This is a genomic window from Mesorhizobium sp. WSM4816, assembly GCF_055811535.1.
In genome coordinates, this window is the sequence record NZ_JBVVQR010000006.1 from 46,725 (window position 1) to 59,969 (window position 13,245).

At 62.8% G+C, this 13,245-nt stretch carries 14 protein-coding genes; 6 read left to right on the forward strand and 8 right to left on the reverse strand.

Annotated features, from left to right (window positions below; all coding sequences use genetic code 11):
• Positions 1-13 precede the first annotated feature (13 nt).
• Complete coding sequence (locus AC0L3H_RS09580) at positions 14-889, reverse strand: LysR family transcriptional regulator (protein WP_473585289.1); 876 nt, start codon at positions 887-889, stop codon at positions 14-16.
• Between the two features lie 104 nt (positions 890-993).
• Between AC0L3H_RS09580 and AC0L3H_RS09585 the strand changes: the two genes are divergently transcribed.
• From AC0L3H_RS09585 to AC0L3H_RS09595, 3 genes are all read left to right on the forward strand, one after another.
• A complete protein-coding gene (locus AC0L3H_RS09585; RefSeq protein ID WP_287218910.1) occupies positions 994-1,422 on the forward strand; it encodes a VOC family protein in 429 nt (142 codons plus the stop codon).
• Positions 1,423-1,510: 88 nt separating this feature from the next.
• Positions 1,511-1,891, forward strand: coding sequence for a nuclear transport factor 2 family protein (locus AC0L3H_RS09590; protein WP_473585290.1), 381 nt, complete (start codon positions 1,511-1,513; stop codon positions 1,889-1,891).
• A 96-nt stretch (positions 1,892-1,987) separates the two neighbouring features.
• Positions 1,988-2,638, forward strand: coding sequence for an SDR family oxidoreductase (locus AC0L3H_RS09595; RefSeq protein ID WP_473585291.1), 651 nt, complete (start codon positions 1,988-1,990; stop codon positions 2,636-2,638).
• A gap of 186 nt (positions 2,639-2,824) precedes the next feature.
• Here AC0L3H_RS09595 and AC0L3H_RS09600 read toward each other — a convergent pair whose 3' ends face one another.
• Complete coding sequence (locus AC0L3H_RS09600) at positions 2,825-3,463, reverse strand: NrsF family protein (RefSeq protein ID WP_473585292.1); 639 nt, start codon at positions 3,461-3,463, stop codon at positions 2,825-2,827.
• Position 3,464: 1 nt separating this feature from the next.
• Complete coding sequence (locus AC0L3H_RS09605) at positions 3,465-4,016, reverse strand: sigma-70 family RNA polymerase sigma factor (RefSeq protein ID WP_473585293.1); 552 nt, start codon at positions 4,014-4,016, stop codon at positions 3,465-3,467.
• Positions 4,017-4,223: 207 nt separating this feature from the next.
• Between AC0L3H_RS09605 and AC0L3H_RS09610 the strand changes: the two genes are divergently transcribed.
• From AC0L3H_RS09610 to AC0L3H_RS09620, 3 genes are all read left to right on the forward strand, one after another.
• Positions 4,224-5,231, forward strand: a complete 1,008-nt coding sequence (locus tag AC0L3H_RS09610) for an iron ABC transporter substrate-binding protein (protein ID WP_473585294.1) — start codon at positions 4,224-4,226, stop codon at positions 5,229-5,231.
• A 174-nt stretch (positions 5,232-5,405) separates the two neighbouring features.
• A complete protein-coding gene (locus tag AC0L3H_RS09615; protein ID WP_473585295.1) occupies positions 5,406-6,986 on the forward strand; it encodes an ABC transporter permease in 1,581 nt (526 codons plus the stop codon).
• Positions 6,983-8,065 (forward strand): ABC transporter ATP-binding protein, encoded by a 1,083-nt coding sequence (locus tag AC0L3H_RS09620; RefSeq protein ID WP_473585296.1) that lies wholly within the window; start codon positions 6,983-6,985, stop codon positions 8,063-8,065. Before AC0L3H_RS09615 ends, AC0L3H_RS09620 begins: the two co-directional genes overlap by 4 nt.
• A 39-nt stretch (positions 8,066-8,104) precedes the next feature.
• On the opposite strand, the gene AC0L3H_RS09625 is transcribed toward AC0L3H_RS09620, so the two are convergent.
• The 5 genes from AC0L3H_RS09625 to tlpA all read right to left on the reverse strand — a co-directional run bounded on the left by AC0L3H_RS09625 (position 8,105) and on the right by tlpA (position 13,243).
• Complete coding sequence (locus AC0L3H_RS09625) at positions 8,105-9,172, reverse strand: sn-glycerol-3-phosphate import ATP-binding protein UgpC (protein WP_473585297.1); 1,068 nt, start codon at positions 9,170-9,172, stop codon at positions 8,105-8,107.
• Between the two features lie 7 nt (positions 9,173-9,179).
• Entirely contained in the window at positions 9,180-10,028 is an 849-nt protein-coding gene (ugpE, locus tag AC0L3H_RS09630; protein ID WP_473585298.1) for a sn-glycerol-3-phosphate ABC transporter permease UgpE, read from the reverse strand.
• A gap of 8 nt (positions 10,029-10,036) precedes the next feature.
• Positions 10,037-10,921 (reverse strand): sn-glycerol-3-phosphate ABC transporter permease UgpA, encoded by an 885-nt coding sequence (gene ugpA, locus AC0L3H_RS09635; protein WP_473585409.1) that lies wholly within the window; start codon positions 10,919-10,921, stop codon positions 10,037-10,039.
• An 83-nt stretch (positions 10,922-11,004) separates the two neighbouring features.
• Entirely contained in the window at positions 11,005-12,315 is a 1,311-nt protein-coding gene (ugpB, locus tag AC0L3H_RS09640) for a sn-glycerol-3-phosphate ABC transporter substrate-binding protein UgpB (RefSeq protein WP_027153376.1), read from the reverse strand.
• Between the two features lie 241 nt (positions 12,316-12,556).
• Complete coding sequence (gene tlpA, locus AC0L3H_RS09645) at positions 12,557-13,243, reverse strand: thiol:disulfide interchange protein TlpA (protein ID WP_287212883.1); 687 nt, start codon at positions 13,241-13,243, stop codon at positions 12,557-12,559.
• Between the last annotated feature and the right edge of the window lie 2 nt (positions 13,244-13,245).

A 13,245-nucleotide genomic window follows, 5' to 3' on the forward strand; every position in this document is an offset into this window, starting at 1 on the left:
AAACCCGCGCCACCTACTCGTGCTTATCCGCAGACATCGCCTGCCTGCACTCAAATATGAACCGAGCGGCTGGCTCATCACACGTTGGCGGCGTCAAAATACCGATCTCCCTGAAGGTTTCCGCCTCGCCAAGCTCTATGACGCGCACGCCCCGGAAGTGATCCGCATAAGCTTCCGCCCTCGGCACGATTGCGACGCCCATGCCGTCGGCAACCATGCTCAAAAGCGCAGGAATGTCGTCTATCTCGACCCATTCGTCGACCAGAACGCCTTGTTGTTCGATCAAACGCTCTACCAGCCGCCCGCCGAACGAATGACGGTTGTATCTAAGGAAGGCGTGTCCGTTCATCGCGGCTTTCCAATCCATGTCGTCAGTTCCTGGCGGCGCCACTAAGACGAAACGCTCCTGCACCAACGATTCCCACCGTACGGTCGGCGGCAATCCGAAGCCCGGCCGGATAATGACGGCAACGTCCAATCCGCCTGCGTCCAGGCGATCCAGCAGCTCTAGTGAAGTTCCCGGCACGATCTCGATGTAAAAACCGGGGAAAGCAGGATGGAAAGCCTTCAACGCGCGCCGAAGGATCGTCGGTTGCACGGACGAGATTGCACCGATCCGGAGACGCCCTGTTTGGGTCGACGAATCCAACGGCTCGGTCAGCTTCTCAACACCAGCAAGAACCTCCTGCGCCCGCACCAACACTGTGCGCCCGGTTTGGTTCAGGGTGGCCGAGCGGCCGGTCCGGTCGAAGAGCCGCACCCCGAGCTTGTCTTCAAGACGCCTCATCTGTCCGCTGACCGCGGCCTGCGTCAGACCAATCCGAGCGCCAGCAGCCGCGAAAGTGCCATATCGGGCGACCGCCGACAGCGTTTTCAGTTCAGTGATCATTCCGCATTGATAACTTTTTGTTGAGCTGACCGCAATTATATACAGTTTTTTGTTTTGCTCGGAATCCCCTATCTGACGGTCATCCTCAGAATGGAGTTTCAATGATGACCGACCAGACCATCCGCCCGTTCCATCTCGCCTTTCCGGTCGACGACCTCGAAGCTGCGCGCAGCTTCTACAAAGATCTTCTTGGTTGCGGAGAAGGACGTAGATCATCCGACTGGATCGATTTCGATTTTCACGGCCATCAGATCGTCGCGCACCTGGCGCCCGAAGAAGCCGGCAAAGCCCGGACGAACGCCGTCGATGGCCACGGCGTGCCGGTTAGGCATTTTGGAATCGTTCTCTCGATGGAGGAGTGGCAGAAGACGGCTGAACGTCTGACGGAAGCTGGAATGGAGTTCGTAATCGCTCCCTACATCCGCTTCAAAGGCCAGCCCGGCGAGCAGGCAACGATGTTCTTCAACGATCCGGCGGGAAACGCTATCGAGATGAAGGCTTTCAAGGATATCGGCCAACTATTCGCGAAGTGAAGCCGCGAGACCGCGCCATCCATCTAAGTTCATCAGGTGTGGCACCAGCCTACCAATATCACGTTCAATCAACTGAAAGGACAACACAATGACCAATCCGACATACGTTCAGGAATACGAGGCAATCGTCGAAGTGCTGAACAAGTACAACGAAGGTGGGGCAAAAGCGGACAGCTCGATCATGCGCCCGGCCTTCAGCGAACATGCGACTATTTTCGGCATCGAGAACAGCAAACTGGAAGGGGGGCCGATCGAAGGGCTTTTTAAAACGATCGACACCGCATTCCGGCAATCACCGGAGGCGAAGGCCGCTATCGTGCGCATCGATATCATTGGTACCGTGGCGAACGCCCGCGTCGATACGGACAATATCTCGGGGTTTCGCTTCACGGATTTTTTCAATCTGGTGAAGGTCGACGGTCAGTGGACGGTCGTCAACAAGATCTACCACGCGCACGATAGCAACTGATCGACACCGGCGCATGCAATGAGGGCTTCGGTTCTCATCAGCGCCGGCCCCGCTGTTTCGATCATCGAGACTCCCGCGTACGGAAGGAACATGACGATGTCCAAGATCTTCATCGTCGGCGGCGCCGGAAAAGTGGGCCGTCGTCTTGCTCAGCAACTTTCTGAGCGTGGTCACGAGCCGCTCTCCCTTTACCGCAAAGCTGAACAGCGTGACGAACTGACCGCGCTCGGAGCCACGCCGATTGAAGGCGATCTCACCAGTCTGTCCGTCGAGGATTTGGCGGAGATGATGAAGGGCTGCGACACTGCCGTGTTCAGCGCCGGAGCCGGCCGCGCTGGGATGGAAGTCACCAACGCCATCGATGGGGCCGGGCTCGAAAAGTCGGTCGAAGCCGCGAAGGTCGCGGGAGTTCAGCGGTTCCTGCTGGTCTCGGTTTTCCCCGACGCGCTGCGCAATCAAGAGCGCAAAGAGGGGTTCGAGAACTATATCAGGGTCAAGAAGTTGGCCGACGCTTATCTTGTCGCCAGCGGCCTCGATTACGTCATAGTGCGGCCCGGCACACTGACTGAAGAGACAGGCCGCGGACGCGTGCGCGCCGACCTCGCCATTCCCTACGGCGAAGTGCCGCGGGACGACGTTGCCGCCGTTCTGGCCGAGCTCGTAGACCGGCCGGACGTTACCGGGACGATCATCGAGCTAACCGAAGGAGAGATGCCGGTCTCCGATGCCATCGCGCGTCTCGCGTAAAGCGCGATCATGATGCTTGGGGTTCGGCCGGTGCTCGCCAGCGAGTTGCGTTCGAGACGAAGAAAGTCTCGTGGCAAGATGTCGAGAAAGGGGAGTAAGGGTAGTCGGCGCTCCTAGAGCGACGACCGGTTGATCGCGACAGCTGCCACTCGCATTAGCACCACGGTCTCCCATCGCGGGCAGTCGCTACCAACGCACGAAAAGCCGCCCGCCGAGCGCTCCGAGCGCGGCGAGGATGGCAATCGCGATCGCATACCAGGTGGCGACGAAAAGCGGCGAATCGTCGAAGCAGTGTGCGGCATAGAAGGTTGCCGCCATCCCGCCGGCGAGCAGGCCCGCCACGGCTCCGGCAAGCACCGGCCGCGTCGGGGCGCCATAGCGCAGCACCGCCAGGAAGACGGCAAGCGGACCGATGCCGATCAGCGGAATGAAGCTCAGGCAGATAACCATGTTGCTGCCGACCAGCCGCCTGCCCCAGTCGGCCGCAGGCACCGAAAGGAGTTCCAGACCCACCGCTACGGCCACCAGCAGCGGTGCGGCAATCATCCAGGTCGCCGCCCTGCTCGTTGCTGCACCGGGTGTCGACAGGGCGCGGATCAAGGCGAAGGCGCTGACCGCCAGAGCCATCGTGAACACAAACTTGGCAACGAAACGCGTCGTATACATGGCGGTGGCGATGTCGGTGCGTGGGCCGATCGCCAGCCAGAAAACCACCGCCGCGATCAGCGTAGCCGCACCTGCGCCTATCCACCAGGCCGAGCCAAGCGGCATCGCCGTGCTGCGGACATCGGCGTCGAGCGCCTTGATGAGATCGTCGGTCCTCATGTCATTCCCGCCCGAATTGTTTGGCCCCGAACCGTTTGGCAATGGCGGCGAGACCGCGATGCAGCGACACGCGCACCGCCGTCTCGCTGATACCGAATTTCGCTGCCGTTTCACCAATGGAACGGCCTTCGACCGACACCGACGAAACTACCGAACGCTGCGCCGGCGGCAGGCCGTCCAACGCCCGGTTGATGTCACGCCCGCTGACCGTTTCGGCCTCCGGTTCGGCGAAGGTCTCGGCGATCTCGTCGATCTCGATCTCGATGCGCCGCCCGCGCCGTCGAAAGGCGTCGATCAACTTGAAGCGCGCAATGGCGTAGACCCAGGGCAGCACAGGTAAATCCTGGCGCCAGGTATGCCGCTTCACATGAATGGCCAGTAAGGTTTCCTGCACGACATCCTCGGGATCGACCCCGCCAAGAACGATCTTGCGCCTGATGAAGCCGCGAACGAGAGCAGCCGTCCGGCGCAGAAAATCGGCGTAGGCCCTTTCATCTCCCGCGATTGCGGCCCGCATCAGCCGGGAAAGCTCGGCCTCGTCTTTGCCGGTCACAAGAGTTCACTCCCCGATAATTCGCGCCTCGGCGCTGATTTGTTACGTGGCTGGCGAAATAATGTCCAAGCCAAAGTAAGGAATATCACGAAGGTTTCACCTCCGGCGCCCGATTACGCAGCTCACCAATCTTGACTACACCGATCAGGAATTGATAGTGCAGCCATGCCAAATCAAAGACCATCGAAATCGAGCGGGATGACGTCCATGAAACATGCTCTTTCCGTCCTTGCCGGAGCCACAGCACTTGCAATCAGCCTGGTCGCCAGCCCGGTTATGGCCCAGGACAGCGGCATCGTCGTCTACAATGCCCAGCATGAGAGCCTGACCAATGCCTGGGTGGAAGGTTTCACCAAGGAAACCGGCATCAAGGTCACCGTTCGCCACGGCGGCGACAGCGATTTTTCCAACCAGATCGTCGCCGAAGGCGCCGCCTCGCCGGCCGACGTGTTCCTGACGGAAAACTCGCCCGCCATGGTGCTGGTCGAGTCATCAGGCATGTTCGCGCCGGTCGACGCCGACACGCTGGCGCAGATTCCCAAGGAGTACCAGCCGGCCAGCGGCAAGTGGGTGGGCATCGCCGCGCGCAGCACCGTCTTTGCTTACAACAAAACCAAGCTGACCGCCGAGCAGTTGCCCAAGTCGCTGCTTGAACTCGCCGATCCGAGCTGGAAGGGACGCTGGGCGGCTTCGCCGTCCGGCGCCGATTTCCAGGCGATCGTCAGCGCGCTTTTGCAGCTCAAGGGCGAGTCCGCAACGGCCGACTGGCTGAAGGCGATGAAGGAGAATTTTACCGCCTACAAAGGCAACAGCACGGTGATGAAGGCGGTCAATGCCGGCGAGGTCGATGGCGGCGTGATCTATCACTATTATTACTACGGCGACCAGGCCAAGACCGGCGAGAACAGCAAGAATGTCGGGCTGCATTATTTCAAGAACCAGGATCCGGGCGCCTTCGTCTCGGTTTCCGGCGGGGGCGTGCTGGCCTCCAGCAAGCACCCGAAGGAAGCCCAGGCCTTCCTGAAATGGGTGACCGGCAAGGGTGGTCAGGACGTGCTGAAGACCGGCAATTCCTTCGAATACGCGGTCGGCAAGGGCGCGGAGTCCAATCCGGCGCTGGTGCCGCTGGCCGATCTGCAGGCGCCGAAGGTCGACGCGACGACGCTGAACTCCAGGAAGGTGACCGACCTGATGACGGCAGCCGGCTTGCTTTAGTTCGCGTTCGTCCTAAAACGGCAGCCGACTGCGCTCCTGCGGGAATTCGCTTCCGCAGGAGCGCTCTGTTTTCGAGGTGGCATTCGTCCATGACGACAAGCTGCATTCTTGGCCGTGTTTGCGACCGTTCGATCGTTTCCGCCACCGGGCGGCAACGGCTCGGCGTCTGAGCTGATGCTGCCTGCGGCCGATCTTGCACGTTCACCGACCGGCATGGTGGCTGGGCAATGGACGCGCCGGCGGCCGATATCCTGGATTTCGCTCGCCGCCATCCTGGTCTCACTTTTCTCGCTGCTGCCGCTCGCCTTCATCATCTGGATTGCCGTGCAGACTGGCTGGGACACCGTATCGGCACTGGTCTTCCGGCCACGTGTTGGCGAGCTGCTGGTCAACACCCTGCTTTTGGTGGTGCTGGCGGTGCCGATCTGCATCGTGCTCTCGGTGGCGCTGGCCTGGCTGACCGAACGCAGCAGCCTTCCCGGTGCCCGGCTGTGGGCCTGGCTGTCGGTGGCGCCGCTCGCCATCCCCGCCTTCGTCCACAGCTACGCCTGGATTACCCTGGTGCCGGGACTGCACGGGCTGTGGGCCGGCGTACTGGTTTCCGTCGTCGCCTATTTCCCGTTCCTCTATCTGCCGGTGGCGGCAGCCTTGCGCCGGCTCGATCCTGCTCTCGAAGATGCCGCGGCAGCCGTCGGCCTCGGGCCATGGCGCGTGTTCCGGCGGGTCGTGCTGCCGCAGCTCAGGCTCGCCGTTTGCGGCGGCTCGCTGCTGGTCGGCCTGCATCTCCTGGCCGAGTACGGCCTCTACGTGTTCATCCGCTTCGATACCTTCACCACGGCGATCGTCGACCAGTTCCAGTCGACCTTCAACGGCCCCGCCGCCAACATGCTGGCTGCGGTGCTGGTGACATGCTGTTTCGTGCTGCTCGGGATCGAAGTGCTGGTGCGCGGCGAAGAGCGCTATGCCCGCGTCGGCTCGGGCGCCGCGCGGCAGCAGCAACGCACAAGGCTCGGCCGCGCCACCATCCCGTGCTTGGCTCTGCCCGTTGTCACCGCGCTGCTGGCGCTCGGCGTGCCGTTCGTCACCATCGGCCGCTGGCTTGTGGCCGGCGGCGCCGATGTCTGGCGCCTCGACGAGATCGGCCTGGCGCTCGGCCAGACCCTGTTCCTGGCGCTCGCCGGCGCCCTACTCGCCACAATCGCCGCCATGCCGATGGCCTGGATCTCGATCCGCGCGCCGGGGCCGCTGCAGCGCCTTCTGGAGGGCTGCAACTACATCGTCGGCTCGCTGCCAGGCGTCGTCGTGGCGCTGGCACTGGTCACCATCACGGTGCGCATCGCCCTGCCGCTCTATCAGACCCTGTTCACGATCCTCGTTGCCTATGCGCTGATGTTCCTGCCGCGCGCCCTGATCAGCCTGCGAGCGTCGATCGCGCAGGCGCCGGTCGAGCTCGAGCGCGCCGCCGCCAGTCTCGGCCGGTCACCGCTCAAGGCGCTGTGGTCGACGACGATCCGCCTGTCGGCGCCGGGTGCCGCGGCGGGCATGGCGCTGGTGGCGCTCGGCATCATGAATGAATTGACCGCCACCCAGATGCTGGCGCCCAACGGCACCCGCACGCTGGCGATGGCGTTCTGGGCCCACAGCGGCGAGATCGACTATGCGTCCGCCGCACCTTACGCGCTCATCATGGTGGCGATGTCGCTGCCGCTGACCTGGCTGCTCTACGTCCAGTCGAAGCGGATGGCCGGGCGATGAGCTTCCTCGAACTCACCGATGTGCACAAGCACTACGGCCCGGTGGCCGCACTGGCCGGCGTCGACCTCAGCGTGGCCAGCGGCAGCCGCACGGCGATCGTCGGGCCGTCCGGCTGCGGCAAGACGACCCTGCTGCGGTTGATCGCCGGCTTCGAAGCGCCGGACCAGGGTCGCATCGTGCTCGACGGCGAGGTGCTGGCCAATGGCGGCGCTGCCGTGCCGGCATATCGGCGCGGCATCGGCGTGGTGGCGCAGGACGGCGCCCTGTTCCCGCATCTGAGCATCGCCGCCAATATCGGTTTCGGCATGCGGCATCACCAGGACAAGCGCAGCGAGCGTATCGCCGAGCTCGCCTATATCGTCGGGCTCGACAAGGCGATCCTGAAACGGCGGCCGCACGAGCTCTCAGGCGGCCAGCAGCAGCGTGTGGCGCTGGCCCGCGCCATGGCCATGAAGCCGCGGCTGATGCTGCTCGACGAACCGTTCTCGGCGCTCGACACCGGCCTGCGCGCCTCGATGCGCAAGGCGGTGGCCGAGCTTCTGGAGGCCGCCGGCATCACCACGATCCTGGTCACGCACGACCAGGCCGAGGCGCTGTCCTTTGCCAGCCAGGTCGCGGTGATGCGCGACGGCAAATTCTCGCAGGTCGGCACGCCGCGCGAGCTTTATCTCAAGCCGAAGGACCGGATGGTCGCCGAATTCCTCGGCGACGCCATCATCCTGCCGGCCAGGATCGCGGACGGCTTCGCCAACTCGCCGCTCGGCCGCATCGCCGTCGACAGCACCGATCGGCGTGATCTCGTCCGCATCATGCTGCGGCCGGAACAGGTGCTGTTGAAACGGACATCGCGCGAAGGCATGTCGGGCACGCCGGACATGCTGTTCGGCGAAGTCACGGAGTCCGAATTCGCCGGCTCGATGTGCACCATCGCGGTGCGGCTCTTGAACAGTCCCGATCCGCCGGACGCAGCCGCGATCGGCAACACGCCACTGGTCCTGCGCAAGCCAGGCATGGACACACCGGTGGTTGGCGAGATCGTCCGACTGACGGTGTCGGGCAAGGCGCATGTGTTTGCCTGAACGCTCGGGTAGCGCGCCGATCAGGCCGACAGGCCGGCTTCAATCGACCCGCTTGCCGGCCTGATCGAACCAGTGCAGCTTTTCGGCAATGGCCACGACACGCAACTGGTCGCCGGGCTTTGCGGTGGCGCGCCCTGAGACGCGCACGATGATACGGCTGCCGGCTGCGGCGCAGTGAAGAAAGCTTTCGGCCCCGACCGGCTCGACCGCTTCGACGGCCGCCGGCAGGACGAGCGCACCGGGCAGCGCCTCCGCATTGAAGGTGACGTCGGCATCTTCAGGGCGAAACCCCAGCGTCACGGCTTGCGTTCCGGGAGCCGCAAAGCCGATCGCGGTGCCGTCAGCCAGTATCGGGCCTGAGGAACTTCCGGTCAGCGCCAGGAGATTCATCGGCGGCGCGCCGATGAAGGAAGCGACGAAGATCGACGCCGGCTTTTCGTAGATGTCGAGCGGCGCGCCCGTTTGCTCGACCAGCCCGGCGTTCATGACAACAAGGATGTCGGCCAGCGTCATCGCCTCGAGCTGGTCGTGGGTGACATAGACCGAGGTGACGCCGAGCGTGCGCTGCAAGTTCTTGATCTCGACCCGCATCTGCCCGCGCAATTTGGCATCGAGATTGCTGAGCGGCTCGTCGAACAGGAAGACTTTCGGATTGCGCACGATGGCGCGGCCCATGGCGACACGCTGGCGTTGACCGCCGGAAAGCTCGCGCGGCCGCCGGTCGAGCAGCGCCGAAAGCTCCAGCACCTTGGCGGTCGAACGCACCCTGCTGTCGATCTCGTCCTTCGGCGTGCCGCGATTGCGCAGGCCATAGGCCATGTTGTCATAGACTTTCATATGCGGGTAAAGCGCGTAGTTCTGGAACACCATGGCGATGTCGCGCTCGGTCGGGCCGATGGCGTTGACCACCTTGCCGTCGATGGCGACCGTACCGGCGGAAATGGTCTCCAAACCGGCGATCATCCTCAGCAGCGTGGACTTGCCGCAGCCGGAGGGGCCGACCAGCACGCAAAGCTCCTTGTCGGGAATGGCGATGGAGACGCCCTTCACGGCTTCGACGCCGCTCGGATAGACCTTCTTCACGTCCTTCAGATCGACGGTCGCCATCAGCTTCTCACTTTTCGGATTCGACCAAGCCGCGCACGAACCAGCGTTGCATCAGCACCACCACCAGGATCGGCGGCACGATGGCCAGCATCGCGGTGACCATGACCAGGTGCCATTCGGTATCGGCATCGGCGAAGGAAACCATCTTTCTCAACGCGATGACGATGGTGTTCATGTCGTTGCTGTTGGTAACCAGTAGCGGCCAAAGATACTGCGTCCAGCCGTAGATGAAGAGGATCACGAACAGCGCCGCGATATTGGTGCGCGACAATGGCAGGAGGATATCGAAGAAGAAGCGCCATGGCCCGGCGCCGTCGACGCGCGCCGCCTCGAGCAATTCGCCCGGTATGGTCATGAAGAACTGGCGGAACAGCAACGTCGCGGTGGCCGAGGCGATCAGCGGGATGATCAGGCCGGCATAGGTGTCGATCATACCTAGATCGACCATCACCTTGTAGGTCGGCAGGATGCGCACCTCGACTGGAAGCATCAAGGTGATGAAGATCAGCCAGAAGAAGGTCATGCGCAGGGGAAAGCGGAAGAACACGATCGCGTAGGCCGACAGGATCGAGATGCAGATCTTTCCCGCCGCAACACCGAGCGCCATGATCGTGGTGTTGAGGAGCAGCTGGCCGACGCTGACACCGCCGATGCGGCCAATGCCGCCGAACAGCGCCTCGCTGTAGTTGTTCCACAGCTGGCCGCCGGGCAAGAGCGGCAGCGGCGGCCTGAGGATGGTTTGCAGCATGTGTGTCGAGGCAACGAACGTGTAGTAGATCGGGAAAGCCACGATCAATATGCCGAGGATAAGCACGGCATGGGCGATGAAGGTACGGAGCGGGGACTGGCCGATCATCGCTGCCCTCAGCCGTAGTGGACTTTGCGTTCCACGTAGCGGAACTGGATAGCGGTGAGCGCAATGACGATCGCCATCAGGATGACCGACTGCGCCGCCGAGTCGCCCAGGATCAGATTGACGAAGCCGTCATTGTAGACCTTGTAGACCAGCGTCTCGGTCGCCTTGCCCGGCCCGCCGCCGGTGACGGCATGAACGATGCCGAACGTGTCGAACAGGGCATAGACGGTGTTGACGACCAGCAGGAAAAAGGTGGTCGGCGCGAGCAGCGGGAAGACGATGGTCCAGAAGCGCTTGGTCTCGCCGGCGCCGTCCATGGCCGCCGCCTCGATCAGCGTTTTCGGCACTGCCTGCAGACCGGCGACGAAGAACAGGAAATTGTAGCTGATCTGCTTCCAGGCAGCCGCCGACACCAGCAGGATCATGGCGTGGGTGCCGTTGAGCAGCGGATCCCAGGCGATGCCGAGGCTTCTCAGCAAATACGCCAACGAGCCGATCGAAGGATTGAACAGAAACAGCCACAGCATGCCGGCAATCGCCGGCGCCACGGCATAAGGCCATATCAACAGCGTGCGGTAGAGGCCTTTGCCGCGCACCGCCCTCTCGGCCATGACCGCAAGCAAAAGCGCCACGCACATCGCGACGATCGCGGTCGCAAGCGAGAACACCACGGTGACCTGGATCGAGTTGAGGTAGGCCGGATCGGCCAGCACCTTGCGGAAATTGGCAAACCAGACGAACCTGGTCCTCAGCCCGAACGGATCCTGCCTGAGCATCGACTGGTAAAGCGCCTGACCGGCCGGCCAGTAGAAGAAAACCAGTGTTATGGCGAGTTGCGGCGCCACCAGCAGGTAGGGCAGGATCTTGTTGGGAAAGACGACGCGGGGAGACAGGCTGATTTCCTTCGCTATCTCGGGGACGCCCACGCGAGCTCGCGTGGGCGATATTCAAACAGACACCAACCGAGATAATCCCGTCAGTTCTCCAGCGCTTCCTTGATTGCGGCGTTGCCGCGCGTGACCGCGTTGTCAAGCGCCTGCTGAGCGGTTTGCTGGCCGGCCAGCATCTTCTCGAACTCCTCGTTCTGGATATCGCGCACCTGCGGCAGGTTCGGCAGGCGCACGCCCTTCGAGTTGTCGGTCGGCGCCTTGCCCGTCATTTGCAGGATGGGTGTCTCACGGCCGGGGTTCTTGTCATAGAAGCCCGATTTCTTGGTCGCCTCGTAGGCAGCGAGCGTCACCGGCAGGTATCCCGACTTCTGGTGCAGATATTCCTGCACATCGGTCTTGGACAAATAGGCGAAGAATGCCGCAACGCCCTTGTATTGCTCGTCCGACTTGGCGCCGAACACCCACAGGCTGGCGCCGCCCGGCGTGGTGTTCTGCGGTGCGCCCTTGGCGTCGCTGTCGTAGGGAAGCTGGCCGATGCCATAGTTCATGCCGGACTTGACGATGTCGCCGAGGCCGCCCGACGATTCGGTGAAGATGCCGCATTCGCCGGCGAGGAAGATCTGCTTGGCTTCGGAGGTACGCCCGCCATATTTGAAGGTGCCGTCCTTGGCGAGGTCTGCGAGCGCCTGGAAGTGGTTGACGAAAATCGGCGCGTTGATCTTGAGTTCGACATCACCGCCGGCCAGGCCGTTCTGCTGGGTCGCCCACGACACATCATTCCATGCTGCAAAATTCTCCAGATGGATCCAGGTCAGCCAGGTCGAGGTATAGCCACAAGGGGCGGCGCCGCTCGTCTTGATCTTCTTGGCGGCTTCCCACACCTCGTTCCAGGTCTTGGGCGGGTTGTTCACGTCGAGACCGGCCTTCTGGAAGATATCCTTGTTGTAATAGAGGATCGGCGAGGAGGAATTGTAGGGGAAGGACAGCATGGTGCCGTCCGGCTTCGAATAATAGCCGACGATGCCGGGCAGATACTGGCTCTTGTCGAAGGTCATCCCGGCACCGGTCATCACCTCGGCCACCGGCTTGATCGCACCCTCGGCCGCCATCATCACTCCGGTGCCGACGTCGAACACCTGGAGGATATCGGGCGCCTGTCCGGCGCGGAAAGCGGCGATGCCGGCGTTCAGCGTCTCCGGATAGGTGCCCTTGAACACCGGAACCAGCTCATAGTCGCTCTGGCTGGCGTTGAAATCCTTGGAGATCTTGCCGACGACCTCGGCGTTGGCGCCGGTCATGGCGTGCCACCAACTGATCTGCGTGACGGCGAAGGCGGAGGTGGTGGAAAGCAGGGTCAAGGTGGCGGCGACACCGGCCGCGAAGCCGAAGAACTTCATGTTTCATCTCCCGTTTGTCATTGGCGAAAGGGCCACTCTCGCAAAGCCAATATGTGCCGCCCGTGACAATTGGACAACGGTTTTGTTGCGGACCGATGAACTTGATTTCCACTTAAAGTGGCGTGCGCTTCGAGATGAGAGCCGATGGAAAGCAATTGAAAAGCCGGCTTACCAATCGAACAACGACGACGACCGGCAATCGCCGGCGCCTCCTAAAGAGCGCACTGTTGCGCGACATGCGTTAGTCCGACTTGCCGAGCGCCGTCTCGACCAGCCGCCTGGCATCGGGGCTCGACCATTCGGCCGGGCCGTTCATGTGGGCAATCAGGCAGCCTTCCGAGTCGATCAGCATGGTGACCGGCAGGCCGAGCGCCAGGCCGCGTGTCTTGAGATCGTTGAACAGCGCCATCGTCGAATCACGGTAGTAGCCGAGCGCCTTGACGCCGGTCTCCTCAAGGAACTTCTTCGGTTTGGCGTCGTCGCCGGCATCGACATTGACCGCGACGACCTCGAAAGCATCGCTGCCCATTTCGTTCTGCAGCGCGTCGAGCGCCGGCATTTCGGCGCGGCAGGGCGCGCACCATGTCGCCCACAGATTGAGCAGCACCGTCTTGCCGGCATGGTCGGCGAGCGTCATCGGCTTGCCGTCGGGGCTGTTGAAGGCAAGGCCCTTCAGCGATTGCGGCGGATCGGCCGGCAAAAGTGCGGCAACCTGGCCGGTGGCAGCCGCCGCGACCGTCTTGGCGCGATCGGCCTTGGCGGCGCAGGCGACATCGTCCTTGCTGTCGCCAACCGCGACTTGAGCGGGGGCGTTGTTGCCAGAACCGCTTTCGCTGACATATACCGCGACCGCGCCGGCAAGCACGCCTGCCACCAAAGCGGCGAGGATGAGGCGCGGGGCGGGGAAAAATCGATTGCCGTCTGCCATTT